This window comes from Paenibacillus sp. CFBP 13594, assembly GCF_014842675.1.
Taxonomy (GTDB): domain Bacteria; phylum Bacillota; class Bacilli; order Paenibacillales; family Paenibacillaceae; genus Paenibacillus; species Paenibacillus amylolyticus_B.
The window spans coordinates 318,980-338,027 of sequence record NZ_JACYVQ010000006.1 but is presented as its reverse complement, the minus strand read 5'-3'; the positions used below and the strand labels follow the sequence as shown (position 1 = coordinate 338,027).

Here is a 19,048-nt window from a genome sequence, read left to right as displayed (position 1 = left end):
ACAAGTACAAGTAAAATGTTATCATCCGGACTTGCCAAAGTCAAGATTATAAACATTATTTTTTTATAATAATTATAAATAAGGATTTTTCGTGGCAAAAATCAGAAAGGAACAGCCCTCTGTTCATTCCATAACTGGAAACAAAGGGCTGCCATATTGGTGGTAATATAATTACGCCTGTTTCTGAATAGCCGCTACGATCAAATCGCCCATTTCGGTCGTGCTGATCGCTGTGCTCTTGTCTACAGCAATATCACTTGTGCGGTGTCCTGCGTTCAATACATCCGACACAGCTGCTTCAATGGCATCTGCACCCTCTGTATATCCAAAGGTCGTGCGGAACATCAACGCCAAAGAGAGAATGGTTGCAATTGGATTAGCTAGGCCTTGACCTGCGATATCAGGTGCAGAACCGTGTACCGGCTCATAGAGTCCGAAGCTGCCCTCTCCCAGTGACGCAGATGCGAGCATACCGATGGAACCAGTCAACATCGCTGCTTCATCACTCAAGATATCTCCGAACATGTTCTCCGTTACGATGACATCGAAGCTGGCTGGGCGACGAAGCAATTGCATCGCGCAGTTGTCTACAAGCACATGCTCCAGTTCAACATCCGGATAATCTGGTGCTACCCGGTTAACGACTTCACGCCAGAGACGGGAAGTTTCCAACACGTTGGCTTTGTCTACAGAAGCCAGCTTTTTGCGACGTCCTTGCGCAATTTCGAATGCTTGACGAACGATCCGCTCTACTTCCGTTACATTATATGCACATGTATCTACAGCTTCTTCGCCCTGTGCACTTTCACGTCTGAACTTCTCACCGAAGTAAATTCCACCTGTCAACTCACGTACCACCATCAGATCTGTACCTTCAAGTACTTCCGGCTTCAGAGTTGAAGCATCCTTCAGGCAATCAAATACGACAGCCGGACGCAGGTTGGAGAACAATCCGAGTGCTTTGCGGATTCCCAACAGGCCTGTCTCCGGGCGAAGCTCCTTGCTGTTGTTATCCCATTTTGGACCGCCAACTGCTCCAAGCAAGACGGCATCTGCACTTTTACATACGCTCAGTGTTTCTTCAGGAAGAGGTGTGCCCTTCTCATCGATTGCAATTCCGCCAAACAGCGCGTGCTCTGTCTCAAAACGATAACCGAATACTTCCTCCGTACGTTTAAGCACTTTCTCAGCCTCAGCTACGACTTCAGGGCCGATTCCGTCACCTGCAATAACTGCAATTTTTTTCACGTCTGCCATTGGGTTATTCACTCCTTATATTTCACTCATTAATGATTCTTAATGTAACGTCTCATATTAACTCTCTCTTTTGTATCATATTCCAAGGTCATTTGACCAAGATATACAATCTATGACTTTAATAGATTTTACCTATAAGCCAATAGAGAATAGCCTTTCCAAGTTGTTCTGACCTCCCGGCTGAGTTAAAATATAGCTGAATTCAAATCAGGTACGCAGGAGGGATAAGCAACATGCAATATTCGTATTTGGGTAAATCTGGACTCAAGGTCAGCCGAATCTGTCTCGGTACCATGAATTTCGGGCCCGCTACAGATGAAAAAGAAGCTTTCCGCATTATGGATGCAGCACTCGATGCAGGCGTAAACTTTTTTGATACCGCTAACATCTACGGCTGGGGTGAAAATTCTGGGCTTACCGAAGAAATTATTGGACGCTGGTTCAATCAGGGCGGAGGCAGACGCGAAAAAGTGGTTCTGGCCACTAAAGTTTATGGCTCCATGCATGATGATACCGACGGTCCCAACAACGAAGCCGGCCTCTCTGCCTACAAAATCAGACGTCATCTGGAAGGTTCCCTCCGCCGCTTGCAGACGGATCATATCGAGTTGTATCAGATGCACCATGTAGACCCTGCCGTATCGTGGAACGAGCTGTGGGGCGCATTCGAGAATGCCGTTCACCAGGGTAAAATCGGTTATGTAGGATCGAGTAACTTTGCTGCATGGCAGATTGCAATCGCTCAAAGCGAAGCCAACAATCGTCACTTCCTCGGCCTGGTTTCCGAACAACATAAATATAGCCTCAACTGTCGTTTGCCTGAGTTGGAAGTACTGCCTGCCGCCAAAGAGCTGGGTCTCGGCGTCATTCCATGGAGTCCACTGGATGGTGGATTACTGGGACGGAACGCTCTACAGAAACTGGAAGGAACGCGCAGCGGAGGCATCGCTGGACGGATTGAGCAGCAGCAAACTCAGCTTGAAGACTTCGCCGCACTCTGTCGTGATCTCGGCGAACCGCAGGATACGGTGGCTTTGGCATGGGTTGCAGCCAATCCGGCAGTAACTGCCCCGATTATTGGACCACGTACACTGGAGCAGTTTGAGACCGCACTCAAATGTCTGGATGTGACTTTGGATGAAGCCGTGCTCAAACGTCTGGATGTGATTTTCCCGGGTCCAGGTGGACATGCACCTAATGCATACGCGTGGTAATCACTTGATAGCGTAATTCAATGCAAAAAGGTACCCATAAAATGTACTGTGTTTCATTGCTATAATCATATAAATACAAACAAAAGAGTCTGACCCTCGACAAGAGAGTCAGACTCTTTACGCTTCTCAGTGAACAGAGCATAGCAGGCGGAAAAATCCCTTATCCAAATAAGGAGTTAAAATAGATCATCCTGACAGATGAATTCCAGCTTGAATTTCAGTTCACTAAAGAATTCGTGCTCACTGCACCGGAACCCTACAGGTTCACGTTAACACGGTTCGTATATGTCTTGCGTTTTTCAATCAATTGATTCAGGCCGTCCACATAAGCACGTGCACTTGCACCAAGTATATCTGTGCTTACGCCACGTCCTTGTACCGAAACCTGGTTTTGAGTCAGCACAACATGTACTTCACCCAATGCATCCTTACCATGCGTTACCGATTTGATGGAGTAGTCAGATAACGTTACGTCTTCCCCACTCACTTGGTCAATTGCATTGTAGATTGCATCTACTGATCCGTTACCCTCTGCCTGCTTCTCAATCGTATCCCCGTCAAGCATTGCAATGCGGACTTTGGCCGTTGGAACCGATTCATCTCCGTACGTTACGAAGATGGATTCCAGTTTATACACCTCAGGTGCATCCTGCAATTTCTCTTCAATGACGGCGAGCAGATCTTCGTCAGTCACTTCTTTCTTCTTATCAGCTAAATCTTTGAACTGAGCGAAAGCACGATTCAACGCTTCTTCTTCCAACTCATATCCCAGATCAATCAAACGCTCACGGAAGGCATGACGACCGGAATGTTTACCCAGTACGAGCTTACTTTCCTTCAAACCGATAGACTCTGGCGTCATAATTTCGTACGTGGTTTTTTCCTTCAGCATGCCGTCCTGGTGAATTCCGGATTCATGTGCGAAGGCGTTCGCCCCAACAATGGCTTTATTGCCTGGCACAACCATACCTGTCAAACGGCTAACCAGACGACTGGTCCGTGCAATCTCAGACAACTGCAGTGAAGTTTTCGCCTGGAAAAACTCCTGACGTGTCTCCAGCGCCATAGCGATCTCCTCGATCGCCGTGTTGCCGGCACGTTCACCAATACCATTGATCGTACCTTCGATCTGATCGGCTCCGTTGAGAATAGCTGCAAGTGTATTGGCAGTAGCCATACCTAGGTCATTATGACAGTGGGCACTTAGCTGTACTTTTTCAATACCGTGCACATTCTCCTTGAGATGTTTAAAAATGTTTCCGTATTCATATGGGCTCAGATAGCCAACCGTATCCGGAATATTCACCACGGATGCACCTTCTTCGACAGCCATATTCACCATTTCCACGAGGAAATCATACTCGGTCCGACCCGCATCCTCAAGCGAGAATTCGATCTTCGAAAATGTTTTCTTCGCATAACGAATCGCGGAACGAGCCGTATCCAGGACCTGCCCTTTGTCCATGCGCAATTTATGTTGACGGTGAATAGGCGAAGTTGCCAGGAAAACGTGAATGCATGGGTCCTGTGCACTTTTAAGTGCTTCCTTAACCGCATCAATATCTTGCTCTCTCGAACGGGACAAGCCAATTACAGTTACATTTTTGACCGCTTTTGCTACTGCATTGACAGCCGCCAGGTCACCTGGAGATGCCGCCGGGAAACCAGCTTCCATCCGGTCAATACCAAGCCGCTCGAGCTGATGGGCAATTTCCACCTTTTCACGAGTGTTCAGATTGACTCCCGGGGATTGCTCTCCATCACGCAGCGTTGTGTCAAATACATAGATTTTACGCACGCTTCGCACCTCCTGTACTTGTATTATAATGTTTCTCTGAACCAGCAATAGCGGCTCACGCATAAGCACGGCCGCTATTCCCAGTTAAAGCTCTAAGTTTACTTGAATACCTTAAAGTGCATATTCTATAAGTTAATGCTTACTTCTTGATCCAGTGCATCATCTCACGCAATTGTCCGCCAACCACTTCGATTGGGTGTTCAGCTTCGTTACGACGAGTTGCTGTCAAGAATGCACGTCCGGATTGGTTCTCCAAGATGAAGTCGCGAGCGAATTTACCTTGTTGGATATCCGTCAGCACTTCTTTCATTGCTTTCTTCGTATCTTCAGTTACAACGCGAGGTCCAGTTACGTAGTCACCGTACTCAGCTGTGTTACTGATGGAATCACGCATACTTGCGAGTCCGCCTTCATACATCATGTCAACGATCAGCTTCAGTTCGTGCAGACATTCGAAGTATGCCATTTCAGGAGCATAACCCGCTTCTGTCAATGTTTCGAATCCAGCTTTTACCAATGCACTCACGCCACCACACAGAACAGCTTGCTCACCGAACAGATCTGTTTCTGTTTCTTCACGGAAGGAAGTTTCGATAACCCCTGCGCGTGTACAACCGATACCTTTAGCATAAGCCAAACCGATTTCTTTCGCTTTACCTGTTGCATCTTGCTCGATCGCAATCAGGCCCGGTACGCCAAAACCTTCCACATAAGTACGACGTACCATGTGACCAGGGGACTTAGGAGCTACCAGCAATACATCACTGTTTTTTGGAGCAACGATTTGACCGAAGTGAACGTTGAAACCGTGTGAGAAGAGCAATGCAGCGCCTTCTTTCAGGTTTGGTTCGATTTCGTTTTTGTATACGGAAGCTTGAGTTTCGTCTGGCAGCAGGATTTGAACTACATCTGCGCGGCTTGTAGCTTCAGCCGGGGACAGAACTTCAAATCCGTCATTTTTTGCGGAGTCGAAGGATTTACCTTCACGAAGTCCGATGACTACGTTCAATCCGCTATCACGAAGGTTTTGGGCTTGGGCGTGGCCCTGGCTACCATAACCGATTACCGCAATCGTTTTTCCTTTCAATACGTTAAGCTCTGCATCCTGTTCATAATAAGTAGTTACTGGCATGTTTATAAGTCCTCCTTTTATTGTAAAGAACCCTTCATTAATGAGCGGGTGTCTCAAGGGACCGACTCGTTTGGAGTGTCCAAAGCATCGCTGGTCTGATCGATCCGTTCAGACACCCGCCCATTAATGCGGGAATGTAGCTATATTTTCAAGCGTTACATCACTAAAATGTTACATTACAACTATTAAGGGACTGACATTCACCTAAGATCAACTATATATACGTTAGCTAACCGTCGTCCCTCTTCATTCATTATAACTTTATACGTTGCCGCGTACCAATGCAGTTATGCCTGTACGGGACAATTCACGAATGCCATATGGCTTGAGCAATTCAATCATGGCATCAATTTTGTCCGTATCTCCGACCACCTGTACAATCAGACTGCCTGGCCCAACATCTACAACGGATGCGCGGAATGTTTCTACCACACCCAGAATCTCAGGACGCTCGGAAGGCTCTGCTTTAACTTTGATCAGGGCAAGTTCACGGGCTACCATCGGCTTCAGGCTAAAATCAACCACTTTAATAACATCGATGATTTTGTACAATTGTTTCTCAATCTGCTCCAGTGTTTTATCGTCACCAATGGTGACAATAACCATCCGGGAGAGTCCGGGTTCTTCCGATTGACCTACTGTAATACTCTCAATATTAAATCCGCGTCGACCGAACAACCCTGATACCCGCTGAAGGACGCCAGGCTGATCGTTTACCAGTATCGAGATCGTATGTCTTATCATTCGTCAGCATCCCCCATCAGCATTTGATCAATTGTCGCTCCTTGCGGAACCATTGGATATACATTTTCTTCCTTGCGTACTACGAATTCAACAACGACCGGTCCCGGTGTATCCAAAGCTTCCTGCCAAGCACGCTCGGCTTCTTCCTTGTTGGTTGCGCGCAAACCTTTTACACCATAAGCTTCAGCCAATTTTACAAAATCCGGACTTCCTGCCAGATCGATATGGCTGTAACGGTTCTCATAGATAATTTCTTGCCATTGACGAACCATTCCAAGTACCTGATTGTTAATGATTACAATTTTAACCGGTATATTGTTAATGGCACAGATCGCAAGTTCTTGGGAACACATCTGCATTCCGCCGTCACCGTTAATGGAGATAACGAGTCTGTCCGGATTGGCCATCTGAGCACCTATGGCAGAAGGGAATCCAAAGCCCATTGTTCCGAGACCACCCGAAGTTACCCATGAACGCGGTTGATTAAATTTATAGTACTGTGCTGCCCACATCTGATGCTGTCCCACATCCGTAGTCACAATCGCTTCACCTTTGGTTGTATCATTCAGCATTTCAACAACCCACTGTGGTTTCAGCACTTCGTCTGAATCGGTATAGCTATAAGGTTTCTCTTGTTTCCACTGTTTGATCTGGTCTCTCCATGCATCTGCACGCTCGGCACGTCCAACTTCTTTGTTGGCTATTTCCAGTACGGTCTTCACATCACCAACGATTGGAATATCGGTTGCAATGTTTTTACCAATCTCAGCCGGATCAATATCGATATGAACGATCTTGGCATGTGGAGCGAATCCATCCAGCTTACCTGTAACCCGATCATCGAAGCGTGCGCCGATATTAATCAGCAGATCCGCTTTTTGAATAGCCTGATTGGATGTGTACGTTCCATGCATACCTGGCATACCCGTCCATAATTCATGACCGCTTGGGAATGCGCCTAGACCAAGGAGAGTCGTTGTGATTGGAATACCTGTCTTCTCAACAAACTCGAACAGTTCTTCATGTCCTCCCGAGTATACCACACCGCCACCAGCCAGAATCATTGGACGCTCTGCTTCCTGAATGGCTTGAGCCAAACGGTCAACCTGCAGTTTGTTTGGTACTGTCCGTGGATTGTACCCTCTCAATATAACAGGTTCAGTTGTCGGTTCAAACAATGTTTTGTTCGCCGATACATCTTTTGGGATGTCGATCAGTACAGGACCTTTACGACCGGTATTGGCAATATGGAATGCCTCATGAATTATGCTGGACAGATCTTTTACATCTTTCACCAGGTAACTGTGTTTCGTGATTGGCATTGTAATCCCGGTAATGTCCGCTTCCTGGAAAGCATCTGAACCGATCAGGCTCGAAATAACGTTCCCCGTAATGACTACGAGTGGTACTGAATCCATATACGCTGTTGCAATACCCGTAACCAGATTCGTTGCTCCTGGTCCGGAAGTAGCGATGCAGACACCAACTTTGCCACTTGCACGTGCATATCCGTCAGCTGCATGTATTGCCCCTTGTTCGTGACGAGTGAGAACGTGTTTGAAATCCTCAAAACCATACATCGCATCGTAAATGTACAACACTGCGCCGCCCGGGTAACCAAATACGCATTCGACACCTTCAAGTAACAAGCTTCTCAGCAGAATTTCGGATCCGCTAATGACCTCCGGCTTCATCCATTTTTCACGTAATTCATCTGTTGACCGTACTTCTGGAATTTGAGCTCCCATCAGTCATCCTCCTCTCGGAATTTACACCATTCTGACATTTAAAGTTACAAAAAAAACCTTCCATCCCTGCAAACAAGTTCATGCTTGCGAGGGACGAAAGGTTATCGCTTCCGTGGTACCACCCAACTTTGCCCGAAATTTCGCAATAACGGACCTTACCAGGTATAACAAAACGATAGCTCAAACGAACACAGTCGTTTCCCATACCTGTTGTCTGTAACGCAGACATACGATTTTCCCTAATACGCGAAAGGAGTGACATCCAGTGCTTTTCAGGAAAACAGCTCCGAGGTGAGCTCGTATATAAGGGATAATGGTGGTGGTTTCAGCAATTCCAGCCACTCTCTGAGCAAAAGAGCCCTTAAAACTTCGTCCTCTTCATAGCCGATGAAATATTCTCGTTAAATGTTAGGAACATTATATGATTCCTCCAACCGATAAGTCAATACCTGTTTTGCATAAAAATTCAGAGAACCTTCCTTCCTCCCTCTTCAACCTTTAAGGTTGCCCTAATCCCGGTGCTTCATTCAGTCACCTTTTATCTTGCCTCGGGCATAGGATATACGAGCAGCACGACTGGTCCTGAAAGGAGGCTCCGTATGGTGATTCGGCAACGCACATCCAAGCTGGATGATGGCGCCATCATGAAGCTGATTGACACTCAACTTGTTCCTTTATCTCATATGAGCGAAAAGGAAATTAATAAAATCCGCAAAGAAATACCCCTGCGAATGAACAGGGGCATGACCTTTGTTGTCTCGCCGGAGCCAGATAAAGCTGCTGTGGCATTCATCCATTTTCTCATGCATGGGGAACTGCTCTATGTCGATATGATGGCCGTTAGCCCGAAAGAGCAACGCAAACGTTACGGGCAAACTTTATTGCTCAAAGCAGAGAGCTTTGCGGCATCCCGAGGTTGTCGAAGATCTAAAGTAATGGTGGATGAAGGCAATACCAAAGGACTTCAGTTTTATCAAAAAAATGGATACAGCGCCATTCGATACATCATGATAAGCCGCTGCTACGAATTGGAAAAGACTTTATAGAATGTCCTAGAAAAATCCTGGTGGTCGTGGACCCGGACCATAAGGGCCGAATCCAAGTCCCGGGCCAAAACCGCCTCCAGGTCCTCCAGGTCCACCATATCCCGGTCCGTAGCCTGGACCATAACCTGGGCCTGGTTTTGGTCCAGGTCCATATCCGGGACCGAAGCCGGGACCAGCGCCATAAGCATAAGGCAGTGTGGCTATAGCAAGCAGATCAAATAATACCAGTGGCAGAATCGCTTTAGTACGTACTTTTTTGCCATTCAGACGCTTCAGAACCAGTTTGTTGCCCGATACTTTTAACAGCTTTCCCGTAACCCGAGTGCCGTCTTTTTTGATTGCAACAATATTTTTGCCTATTAGTTTCATCGCTTCATCACGCGTAACTTGTTGTTTCATACTTTCCCCTCCTCCTCGGATCGTTCAAAACAGTGTATTCGTCCATGACCGAATTCGCCTGTTTCTTTGTCCCTACCTGAAAATATGGGTATCTGCACGAGAACCAAAGTAAATGTGAAAAAGTCGCTTGACAACTCTCAAGCAAACAAAAAAAAGGCCCGCACAAGGCGGACCCTTTTATCAAGCTTTTGAATAATAAATTGACATGTTGCACGTTGCTACCTTTTCCCCGGGTCATACGCTTCACCGAGTGCAGACGGAGCCGAAGAACGTCCAACCGCTGCAACGAGAACGATGATGGTAAGCAGGTATGGCAACATGAAAATAATTTCCTGGGGAATACTTTGTGACCATTCAAACAACTGCACATAGTTTCGGATTGCTTGTGAGAATCCAAAGAAGACAGCCGCACCAAACGCACCAATCGGATTCCACTTACCAAAGATCATAGCTGCAATGGCAATATAACCTTGGCCGGAAACCGTATTGTGTGAGAAAGTACCCGTAGTCGTCAACGTGATTGCAGCACCACCAATGGCAGCAAGCGCACCACTGATCATAACGCCAACATAGCGATAACGACGTACTTTAACACCAACTGTATCAGCCGCACTTGGATGTTCACCTACAGAACGAAGGCGCAGACCAAATGGCGTTTTAAACATAATGTAATACGTCAAGAATACGAACAGAATGGCCAGATATGTCGTTGGATATACGTTCTTGAAGAAGGCTTCTCCAAGCAAAGGAATGTCTTTCAAGAACGGCACATCAAACTTGCTGAAGCCTTGAACCAACGGTGAATCACCAGAACCTTCGAACAACAGTTTAACCAAGTACAACGTACTTCCTGCTGCCAAAAAGTTAATGACAATACCACTGATAATCTGGTCTGCCTTAAATGTGATAGACGCAACGGCATGAATCAACGATACCAGTATGCCTAATACAATCGCAAGCAGAACCCCCATCCAGGCCGACGTCGTTCCGCCCATGCCCGCTTCTTGAGCATAATGCGCCCCGATACCAGCTGCAAAGGCACCAAAGACCATAAAGCCTTCAAGTCCAAGGTTCGTTACCCCTGATTTTTCCGAAAAAATTCCGCCGAGTGATGCAAAAATCAATGCCGTAGCAAAGACAAGCGTCGTATTGATAATTTGCCCAATTGTCAACAAGTCCATCTACAACACCTTCTCTTTCTTACGCTTCGAATAGAACGGTTTGAGTATCCAGCGCACGATGCCTTGTGCCGCAATGAAGAAGATAATCGAACCGATCACAATCCGAATAATCTCAGGCGGAACGTCCGCAGCAAAACTCATACCTGCAGATCCGTATGTGAGGGTACCAAACAACACCGCACCCAACAACACCCCAAACGGATGATTCAAACCAATCAGGGCAACTGCTATTCCGTCAAAACCTGTACCTGGTGAACCCGACATTACAGTCTGGTAATGGAACACACCAAGAACCTGGAATGCACCACCAAGTCCGGCAAGCATACCACTGATAAACATTGCTTTTACGATATTCCGGTTAACATGCATACCTGCATATTCAGCCGCATTCGGGTTGTAACCTACCGCGCGAATTTCGAAACCTTGTTTAGTTTTCCACATATAGATATAAAAGAGCACAGCCATCACAAGGGCAATCAATGTACCCATGTGCACACGGGAGTTACCCATTAGTTCAGATAACCATGTGAGACTGATCGAAGCCGATTCGCTGATATCCACCGAACGATTCTCGCCCTTTAACAACAAAAATTGGCGTACGATAAGGTTCGCCAGATATAGACCAATCCAGTTCAACATGATACTGCTGATAACTTCATTGACCCCACGTGCCGACTTCAGATAACCAGCAATAGCGGCCCACAGACCACCAAACAATGCACCGGCAATCAAAGCCAGTGGCGCATGAAGGTAGATCGGCAAACCTGCAAATTTAACACCAACAAATGTTGCAGCGGTCATACCAACGAGAAATTGACCTTCTCCCCCGATATTAAACAACCCTGCACGGGATGCAAATGCAAATGCAAGTCCAGTCATAATTAGTGGTGTCATTTCCCGTACTGCTTCACCAAAGTTGTACATGTCACCAAATACCTTGGTGAACAGTGCACCATAGGCTTCAATTGGATTGTAGCCACCAATCAGCATGACAACCCCACCGAGTATCAGACCCATAATAATGGCGACTACAGGCAAAATAAATGAATCTCGGGTAAACCATTTCAATACGTTATTCATGCGCAGTACCTCTCTTTTGGGTGCTGCCCGCCATCATCAAGCCGAGCTCCCTGTCATTGGTTTCTTCCGGCAGCACCTCGCCAACGATCTGGCCTTCATAGATCACAGCAATTCGGTCAGATACATTGATAATCTCATCCAGTTCAAATGAAATTAGCAGAACAGCCTTGCCTTGATCGCGTTGTGCAATCAACTGCTTTTGCACGAACTCAATAGCCCCTACGTCCAAGCCACGGGTTGGCTGTGCAGCAATAAGCAATTCAGGGTTTTTATCCACCTCACGCGCGATAATAGCCTTCTGCTGGTTCCCCCCGGACAAGGAACGGGCTTTGGTCTCGATGCTTGGTGTACGCACGTCAAATGCCTCCACAAGCCGCTTTGCCTGCTTTTTGATTGCATCGAAGTTAAGGAACCCCTTACGGGTGTATGGTGCTTTATAGTACGATTCCAGAACGATATTTTCGCTCACTGAAAAATCAAGTACAAGTCCGTGTTTATGTCGATCTTCCGGAATGTGGGCTACACCCGACTCCGAGATATGGCGCGGAGAATGATTGGACAGCTCCTTGCCCTCCAAAAGAATTGAACCACTGTCGACTTTACGAAGTCCGGTAAGGGCTTCAATCAGTTCGCTTTGACCGTTACCATCCACGCCTGCGATTCCAACAATCTCTCCAGCACGAACGTTCAGGTTAAGTTGATTCAGAACTGCAATACCCTCTTTGTTCTTGGAAGTTAGTTTGCTAACCTCGAGCACATTGGCTCCAGGTGTAGCCGGCTTTTTGTCCACTTTGAATGTGACATTCCGCCCCACCATTTTCTCTGCCAGCTCATTCGGGTTCGTTTCCGAAGTTTTGACGGAATCAATGACTTTACCCCGACGAATAATCGTTACGGTGTCGGAAATTTCCATAATCTCTTTCAATTTGTGCGTAATCAAGATGATTGACTTGCCTTCTGCGACGAGCTTCTTCATGATGATCATCAGTTCTTTGATTTCTTGAGGAGTCAATACGGCTGTAGGCTCGTCAAAGATAAGAATGTCCGCACCGCGATACAAAGTTTTAACAATCTCCACACGCTGCTGCATTCCGACAGAGATATCATGAATCTTGGCATGAGGATTTACTTTCAGTCCATACTGTTCGGATAGACGCTGAACTTCAGCGGCTGCTTTTTTATAATTAATATTGAGACCCTTCGTTGGTTCAGATCCCAAAATAATGTTCTCTGTTACCGTGAACGGCTGTACAAGCTTAAAGTGCTGATGCACCATGCCGATGCCAAGATCGATCGCTCGGTTAGGGCTGTCGATGATGACAGGCTTGCCATTCACTTCAATGGAACCTTCATCTGGCTGATAGAGACCAAATACAATATTCATCAACGTTGACTTACCAGCGCCATTTTCGCCCAGTAGCGCATGGATCTCGCCTTTACGAAGCTGAAGGCTGATGGCGTCGTTGGCAACAATGCCTGGGAAACGCTTCGTAATTTGTTTTAACTCAACGACGGGGGTTGCTGCACCCATGTAATCACCCTTATAACTGATATAGTGTGGTTCCGCAAACGTAAAAAAAAACGTCTATCGACGTACTTTCAAAGAAGACAGACCGCGCTTAGCTGAAGTTTTTCTTGCGATAATCGAATGGTTCAGCTCATTAAGAACATATCAATTCCATTATCTTAAGAAAAGCTCCTACCGGAGCGTTGGTGCACAGTGACCTTGTACAATTGTTATGATGACTTGATCAAATGTTCCTGTTCTTGCAATCATAAGGCCGGTCAAGACCGGCCCCAATGATTATTCATTTGCGACTAAGATCAAAATTACTCTGTAGGAACTTTGATTTCGCCGCTGATGATTTTTTCTTTGTACTCTTCCACTTTTGCAAGTGTATCAGCAGATACATTGGCAGTAGAAGTATCAGCAATACCTACGCCGTTTTCTTTCAAAGTCAGGTTCTCGGAACCGCCAGCGAATGTACCATCAACTACTTCTTTGTTAACGCGCTTAACTGCTTCGTCAACTTTTTTGATCATGGAAGTCAATGTGATCTCATCACCAAACTCAAGAGATTGGTCTTTGTCCACACCGATAACCCATACATCTTGACCTTGTTTCTTACGAGCACTTGCTTCGTTAAACACACCATTACCTGTTGCGCCAGAAGCGTGGAAGATAATATCTACGCCTTCATTGTAAAGTGTCGCTGCTGCTGCTTTACCCAAGTCAGGTTTATCAAATGCACCTGTGTAGTTAGAAATGAATTGAGCATCAGGGTTAACTGCTTTAACGCCTTCTCTGAATCCTACTTCAAACTTTTTGATCAGTGGGCTTTCCATACCACCTACAAAACCAATTTTGTTGGATTTTGTTGTCAGACCAGCCACAACACCAACCAGGTAAGATCCTTCTTCTTCAGCAAATGTTACGGATTTAACGTTAGGAGCATCAACAACACTGTCGATGATCGCGAGTTTGGAATCAGGGTTTTGCTCAGCTACAGTCTTGATTGCATCAGCCAATTGGAAACCGATACCCCAAGTCAGATCATATCCACCTTTGACGAATTCGTTCAAGTTAGGAATGTACTCTTCATCGGATTTACTTTGCAGGTATTTAACTGCTACACCTGTTTCTGTTTCAGTCGCTTGCAGAGCTTCCCAAGCGGATTGGTTAAAGGATTTGTCATTAACTCCACCTACGTCAGTAACCATACCGATTTTGAGATCGGATTTCGCTTCAGTGGGAGTTCCACCTGTATCTCCTCCGGCATTTGTTTCTTCTTTCGGTTTGCTACCGCAACCCGCGAGCATAACCGATACCGCCAGCAACATTACCAAAGACAAGCTGAGCATCTTTTTCATTTCTCTTTTTCCCCCTTAATGATATATCCCTCATTCCAATCCAGCCTACAATTGAACGGTTAACAGATAGCAGAAATGACTTTTATGCAGAATGTATGGTTTCTTCGACATTCAAAGCGCATTTTCACCCTTGTGGCATCCTATCATCTGTCGAAAAACCGAACATTATGACATGGAGAGAAAAATCTAGGACTAGCCTACTAGAGGTGATTATACAATCAACCAGTGTTAAAATCCAGATGTTTCATCACCAAATATCACATATTTTTGTTCTTTTTTTATTGAAAACGCTTAATAATTTAGCGTTTTAACACACTAACGTTACAATGATGTGATGTTATATCACAAAAACATATCGTGAACTTTAGTGATGAGTGGGATTCACCTGTATTCATTTGTATTATTTCACCGTTCGTATTTTATGTATTCTCATGGACGGTTATTCAACCAGTTATCTGGTTTCATTGTTCCCCTCCAGACTACAGCCTATTCGCTCTACTCATTCAGAGATTCATCTTCGAATTTCTTCCAAGCCGTAAAAAAAGCCGCCATATAGGTACGGCGGCTTGGATCATACAATTTAAGCGTTGATTTTGCCTTTAGCTACAGTAGCCAAAGAGTTGAACGCATTGATGTCGTTAACGGCCAGATCAGCCAACATTTTGCGGTTCATGTCTACTCCAGCAAGTTTCAAACCATGGATCAGTTTGTTGTAAGACAAACCATTCATACGTGCTGCTGCATTGATACGAACGATCCACAGTCTGCGGAAGTTACGTTTCGTGTTGCGACGGTCACGGTATGCGTATACCAGGGATTTCATTACTTGCTCGTTAGCTGTTTTAAAGATACGGTGTTTGGAACCGAAATAACCTCTTGCCAGTTTCAAAACCTTTTTATGACGACGACGTACTACAAAACCGCCTTTTACTCTTGCCATATTAAAGAACCTCCCAAATAAATATAAATATATCCGTGGTATGTGTACGGCCGTAGCCGATCCCCCATACGGAATGTACTAATTAGAATTAGCCTTTCAAGTTAGCCAAACCTTGTTTCAAACGTCTAACATCCCCGGCAGCCATAACTGGGTTACCGTTCAGAACGCGCTTAGCACGTTTGGATTTGTGGGAAAGCAAGTGGTTTTTGTGAGCTTTGTAACGAAGGACTTTACCGGAACCGGTAATTTTGAAGCGTCCTTTCAAACTGCTGTGTGTTTTCATTTTAGGCATTTTGTGTTTCCTCCTCCAATGTTATCAGGCTTTAGGAGCCAAGATCATGATCATACTGCGGCCTTCCAATTTTGGTTGACGTTCAACAGTACAAAGTTCTGCAACTTCTACCTTAACGCGCTCCAAAATCCGTTGACCAATCGCGGCATGTGCAATTTCACGTCCGCGATAACGAACAGAACATTTCACTTTGTCGCCTTCGTTCAAAAACTTAACTACATTACGAAGCTTCGTTTGATAATCGTGCTCCTCAATATTGGAACGGAACCATACTTCTTTAATATCAACAATTTTCTGGTTCTTACGGGCTTCTTTATCTTTCTTTTGTTGCTCATAGCGGAATTTGCCATAGTCCATAATACGACACACCGGCGGTTTAGCCTGTGGTGCCACATTGACCAGATCCAAATTCAGGTCAATCGCCATTTGCAGTGCTTCGCGAATGGGCGTAATCCCAATTTGTTCTCCTTCAGCTCCGACAAGGCGTACTTCCTTCGCCCGAATCTCATCATTAATCATGTGATCTTTACTAATAATCGTCCACCTCCAGGTCATTTTGAATATCCAGTTAAACAAAAATAAAAGGGATGCCGGTCAAGCTACCGACATCCCTGTAATCAACACAATTCTTCATGAGTATACACTTCATAAATTATTGGGATCGTTGACCAGCCAACATGTTTGTTGATCAGGTGAGAAGTCGGACTTCTGCTTGTGATTCCATTTCTATTCGTTTTAAGGCACTTGAATACTATATCACCCATGAAATACATTGTCAACATTCTTCACAACATTTTTCGTGAATTATACATTTGTGATATCAGATGTCAACAAATTATCGCATGCATGTTCCTTACCCTTGTTTGCTTTGCACCTCATCCAACCGTACAACACGTGTATGTTGAGTGTGGCTCCACTGTTTGTTGTTCTGCGTAAAGAAAGCGTAGAACGTAATCGGGTACCAAGACAGCAGGTAGATCGGGAACAAAATCAGATATAGATAAACTTTGGCAAAGGTAACCTTCTCCAGCGCCATGGACAACAGGAACGTTAGAATGTTCAAACCAATAGCCACGAACCCAACCCATAATGGGAAGTATCCATAAATATTAGCAATGTGCGGACCACTGAATATAGCCATGTCTACCCACATCACAGCCGTCATCAGGAACGTAAGCAACACCACATAGACATTGGCTCCATAGATAGCAAGGTCGAATTTCACTAGGCTTCTTTCCTTAATGGACTGCCATAGCAGCGGGAAGAAGTATCTACGCGCAACTGTAAAGTGACCTTGCATCCAGCGCAGACGTTGTCTCGCTGAAGCTTTGAATGTTAATGGCTTCTCATCAAATACTTTGGCGTCATAGTTGAAAACAGGATACACATTACGTTGCACACTGCGCATCGTAAACTCCAAATCCTCAACCAGACTTGTTGCACCCCAACCAATTTCCTTCAACAGGTTGGTCTCAAAGCACATTCCGGTTCCTCCGAGGAAATTCGCCATATTCAAGTTATGACGAGACAACTGCCACAGACGGTTGATGTACCAGTAAGATACACCATAAGCTGCAGTAATCCAGGAATCCTCCGGATTTTTTGTATCAATGTATCCTTGGATAACACGCGAACCATTGTTCAAGTCATCATTCATCTCAAGCAAGAAGTTACGGTCAACCAGGTTATCCGCGTCAAACATAACAACTGCGTCATACTGACGTGGCAATTTCCACAGGTACTTAAGCATCCATTCGATGGCGTACCCTTTACCTCTTAAATCGGCATTGGTACGTACACAGGCGTTTAATCCATGCTCTCTGACAATTTGAGCCGTTCCATCCGTACAGTTGTCACAGATGACAAACACATCGTACAGATCTTCCGGATAATCAAGTTGTTTCAAGTTCTCCATCAAGGCACCAATGACTTGTTCCTCATTGTGTGCTGCGACGAGTACAGCGAATGATTTTGTCGCCGGATAATGTTTCTTTTTCTTTTTCTTAATCAGACCGAACAGCGAAAACGTGAATTGGTACACGGCTAGCAGTGCCAGAATGACCTGCATCGTGACGAATATAGCGTCCAACATCGTTCTCTGTTACCCCCTTTTTTTCAAAACCCAGTTTACTCAAGCATTTCTCTTCCTGATTCTGCAATTTATTTTTTTTTGATCTGCAGAATATGACCCTGTTCTTTTGTGTACTACGTGAATATATCAGGCAATGTTTCAAAGCTTGGTTGCTATCAGTTGGCTGCTTTATCGATTCTGTATCCTTTTCAGTCATTTGTCAAAACCCCAATTCCACTTTCTGAAGCAGAAATGTGATCTTTAAACGCTGAATAGACACTTCGTGATACCACAACCTCGCATTCATGCCTGTTATATCTTATTTTCAGCCGTTTACTTGATTTTTATTTCTAAAGTCCCTGCTTTTTTCATCAGCATGTTATTCTTCGTCAGAGGCTCTATAACAAATAACGCAAACAGAACTCAAAAAGTTTGAAACAGAACTCACATTTTTTTACCTCATTTCAGCCATGTTGAATCATTGTATCTTTTTTGGTTGACCCAAGTCAAAAAGTTAAGATGGGTATATATCCACTCTTTAACATGAATTTCACTTTCTTTACATGGGTTCTTCTTGAAAAGGACAACATTTAAAAATATGATAAACATATACCTGAAATAACCTCAAGTTCACGAAAAACGGTTATATACTAATCAGGACGAAACCGGATGCAGAAAATCACCGGAAATAATGCCGCCATTACGGGCGGCCTGACTGGCAGGAGGCCAATATGAGCCGTTTATTCTTAAAGTTTCAAGATTATGATCGAAATGTTTTTATGTGGATCAACGGCCGACTTCATAATCGTTTTATGAATTTTTGGCTGTATTATTTCACCCATCTGGGTGGAGCAACATCTTCTATTGCAATATCCTTGTTAATCTGGCTGCTTGCTCCAGCCCCATGGAGCACAACAGGACTCCAGGCTTGTATCGCTCTTGCGGTCAGCCACATTCCTGTAGCCATCGCGAAAAAATTGTATCCCCGCATTCGACCTTATCTGGCCTTGCCGGATACAATTACGTTCCGTAATCCCCTGACGGATCACTCGTTTCCTTCAGGGCACACAACTGCCATTTTTTCGGTCACAGTTCCCTTTATGACCACTGATCCGATCTTATTGCTAATATTGTTGCCTGTGGCCCTTATTGTCGGATTCTCTCGAATTTATCTGGGATTACACTATCCTTCCGATGTTCTGGCAGGTGCCACAATAGGTACTTTAGTCGCACTTGCAACAGTTGCATTCTGGTCTTAAAGCCGATATGTTAGAC

The 19,048-nt window shown here is 45.1% G+C and carries 17 protein-coding genes; 3 read left to right on the top strand and 14 right to left on the bottom strand.

Annotation, left to right across the window (positions count from 1 at the left end):
- Positions 1-171 precede the first annotated feature (171 nt).
- Complete coding sequence (gene leuB / locus IFU39_RS20830; RefSeq protein ID WP_192134660.1) at positions 172-1,257, bottom strand: 3-isopropylmalate dehydrogenase; 1,086 nt, start codon at positions 1,255-1,257, stop codon at positions 172-174.
- Between the two features lie 233 nt (positions 1,258-1,490).
- On the opposite strand from leuB, the gene IFU39_RS20825 reads away from it, so the two are divergent.
- Positions 1,491-2,471, top strand: a complete 981-nt coding sequence (locus tag IFU39_RS20825; RefSeq protein WP_192134658.1) for an aldo/keto reductase — start codon at positions 1,491-1,493, stop codon at positions 2,469-2,471.
- Between the two features lie 256 nt (positions 2,472-2,727).
- On the opposite strand, the gene IFU39_RS20820 is transcribed toward IFU39_RS20825, so the two are convergent.
- The 4 genes from IFU39_RS20820 to ilvB form a co-directional block, all read right to left on the bottom strand.
- A complete protein-coding gene (locus IFU39_RS20820; RefSeq protein ID WP_192134656.1) occupies positions 2,728-4,269 on the bottom strand; it encodes a 2-isopropylmalate synthase in 1,542 nt (513 codons plus the stop codon).
- A 139-nt stretch (positions 4,270-4,408) separates the two neighbouring features.
- A complete protein-coding gene (gene ilvC / locus IFU39_RS20815; protein WP_192134654.1) occupies positions 4,409-5,401 on the bottom strand; it encodes a ketol-acid reductoisomerase in 993 nt (330 codons plus the stop codon).
- A gap of 261 nt (positions 5,402-5,662) precedes the next feature.
- The gene (gene ilvN / locus IFU39_RS20810; RefSeq protein WP_024628317.1) at positions 5,663-6,145 is read right to left on the bottom strand and encodes an acetolactate synthase small subunit; all 483 of its coding nucleotides are present in this window, start codon (positions 6,143-6,145) and stop codon (positions 5,663-5,665) included.
- Positions 6,142-7,893: a biosynthetic-type acetolactate synthase large subunit gene (gene ilvB, locus IFU39_RS20805; protein WP_192134652.1), complete on the bottom strand. Its 1,752-nt coding sequence runs from the start codon at positions 7,891-7,893 to the stop codon at positions 6,142-6,144. Before ilvB ends, ilvN begins: the two co-directional genes overlap by 4 nt.
- A 602-nt stretch (positions 7,894-8,495) precedes the next feature.
- On the opposite strand from ilvB, the gene IFU39_RS20800 reads away from it, so the two are divergent.
- Positions 8,496-8,939, top strand: a complete 444-nt coding sequence (locus IFU39_RS20800; RefSeq protein ID WP_237176231.1) for a GNAT family N-acetyltransferase — start codon at positions 8,496-8,498, stop codon at positions 8,937-8,939.
- Positions 8,940-8,945: 6 nt separating this feature from the next.
- Here the strand turns inward: IFU39_RS20800 and IFU39_RS20795 are convergent, their stop codons facing one another.
- From IFU39_RS20795 to IFU39_RS20755, 9 genes are all read right to left on the bottom strand, one after another.
- Positions 8,946-9,338, bottom strand: coding sequence for a hypothetical protein (locus tag IFU39_RS20795; protein WP_192134650.1), 393 nt, complete (start codon positions 9,336-9,338; stop codon positions 8,946-8,948).
- A gap of 218 nt (positions 9,339-9,556) precedes the next feature.
- Positions 9,557-10,519: an ABC transporter permease gene (locus tag IFU39_RS20790; protein WP_192134648.1), complete on the bottom strand. Its 963-nt coding sequence runs from the start codon at positions 10,517-10,519 to the stop codon at positions 9,557-9,559.
- Positions 10,520-11,599 (bottom strand): ABC transporter permease, encoded by a 1,080-nt coding sequence (locus IFU39_RS20785; protein WP_192134645.1) that lies wholly within the window; start codon positions 11,597-11,599, stop codon positions 10,520-10,522.
- Positions 11,592-13,130, bottom strand: a complete 1,539-nt coding sequence (locus IFU39_RS20780; RefSeq protein ID WP_192134643.1) for an ABC transporter ATP-binding protein — start codon at positions 13,128-13,130, stop codon at positions 11,592-11,594. Before IFU39_RS20780 ends, IFU39_RS20785 begins: the two co-directional genes overlap by 8 nt.
- A gap of 299 nt (positions 13,131-13,429) precedes the next feature.
- The gene (locus IFU39_RS20775) at positions 13,430-14,470 is read right to left on the bottom strand and encodes a BMP family lipoprotein (RefSeq protein ID WP_091014850.1); all 1,041 of its coding nucleotides are present in this window, start codon (positions 14,468-14,470) and stop codon (positions 13,430-13,432) included.
- Between the two features lie 580 nt (positions 14,471-15,050).
- Entirely contained in the window at positions 15,051-15,410 is a 360-nt protein-coding gene (rplT, locus tag IFU39_RS20770; RefSeq protein WP_017689664.1) for a 50S ribosomal protein L20, read from the bottom strand.
- 88 nt (positions 15,411-15,498) lie between these two features.
- Positions 15,499-15,702, bottom strand: a complete 204-nt coding sequence (rpmI, locus tag IFU39_RS20765) for a 50S ribosomal protein L35 (protein ID WP_017689665.1) — start codon at positions 15,700-15,702, stop codon at positions 15,499-15,501.
- Positions 15,703-15,726: 24 nt separating this feature from the next.
- The gene (gene infC, locus IFU39_RS20760; RefSeq protein ID WP_017689666.1) at positions 15,727-16,221 is read right to left on the bottom strand and encodes a translation initiation factor IF-3; all 495 of its coding nucleotides are present in this window, start codon (positions 16,219-16,221) and stop codon (positions 15,727-15,729) included.
- 334 nt (positions 16,222-16,555) lie between these two features.
- The gene (locus IFU39_RS20755) at positions 16,556-17,794 is read right to left on the bottom strand and encodes a glycosyltransferase family 2 protein (RefSeq protein WP_036610177.1); all 1,239 of its coding nucleotides are present in this window, start codon (positions 17,792-17,794) and stop codon (positions 16,556-16,558) included.
- Between the two features lie 710 nt (positions 17,795-18,504).
- On the opposite strand from IFU39_RS20755, the gene IFU39_RS20750 reads away from it, so the two are divergent.
- Entirely contained in the window at positions 18,505-19,032 is a 528-nt protein-coding gene (locus tag IFU39_RS20750) for a phosphatase PAP2 family protein (RefSeq protein WP_017689668.1), read from the top strand.
- Positions 19,033-19,048 lie beyond the last annotated feature (16 nt).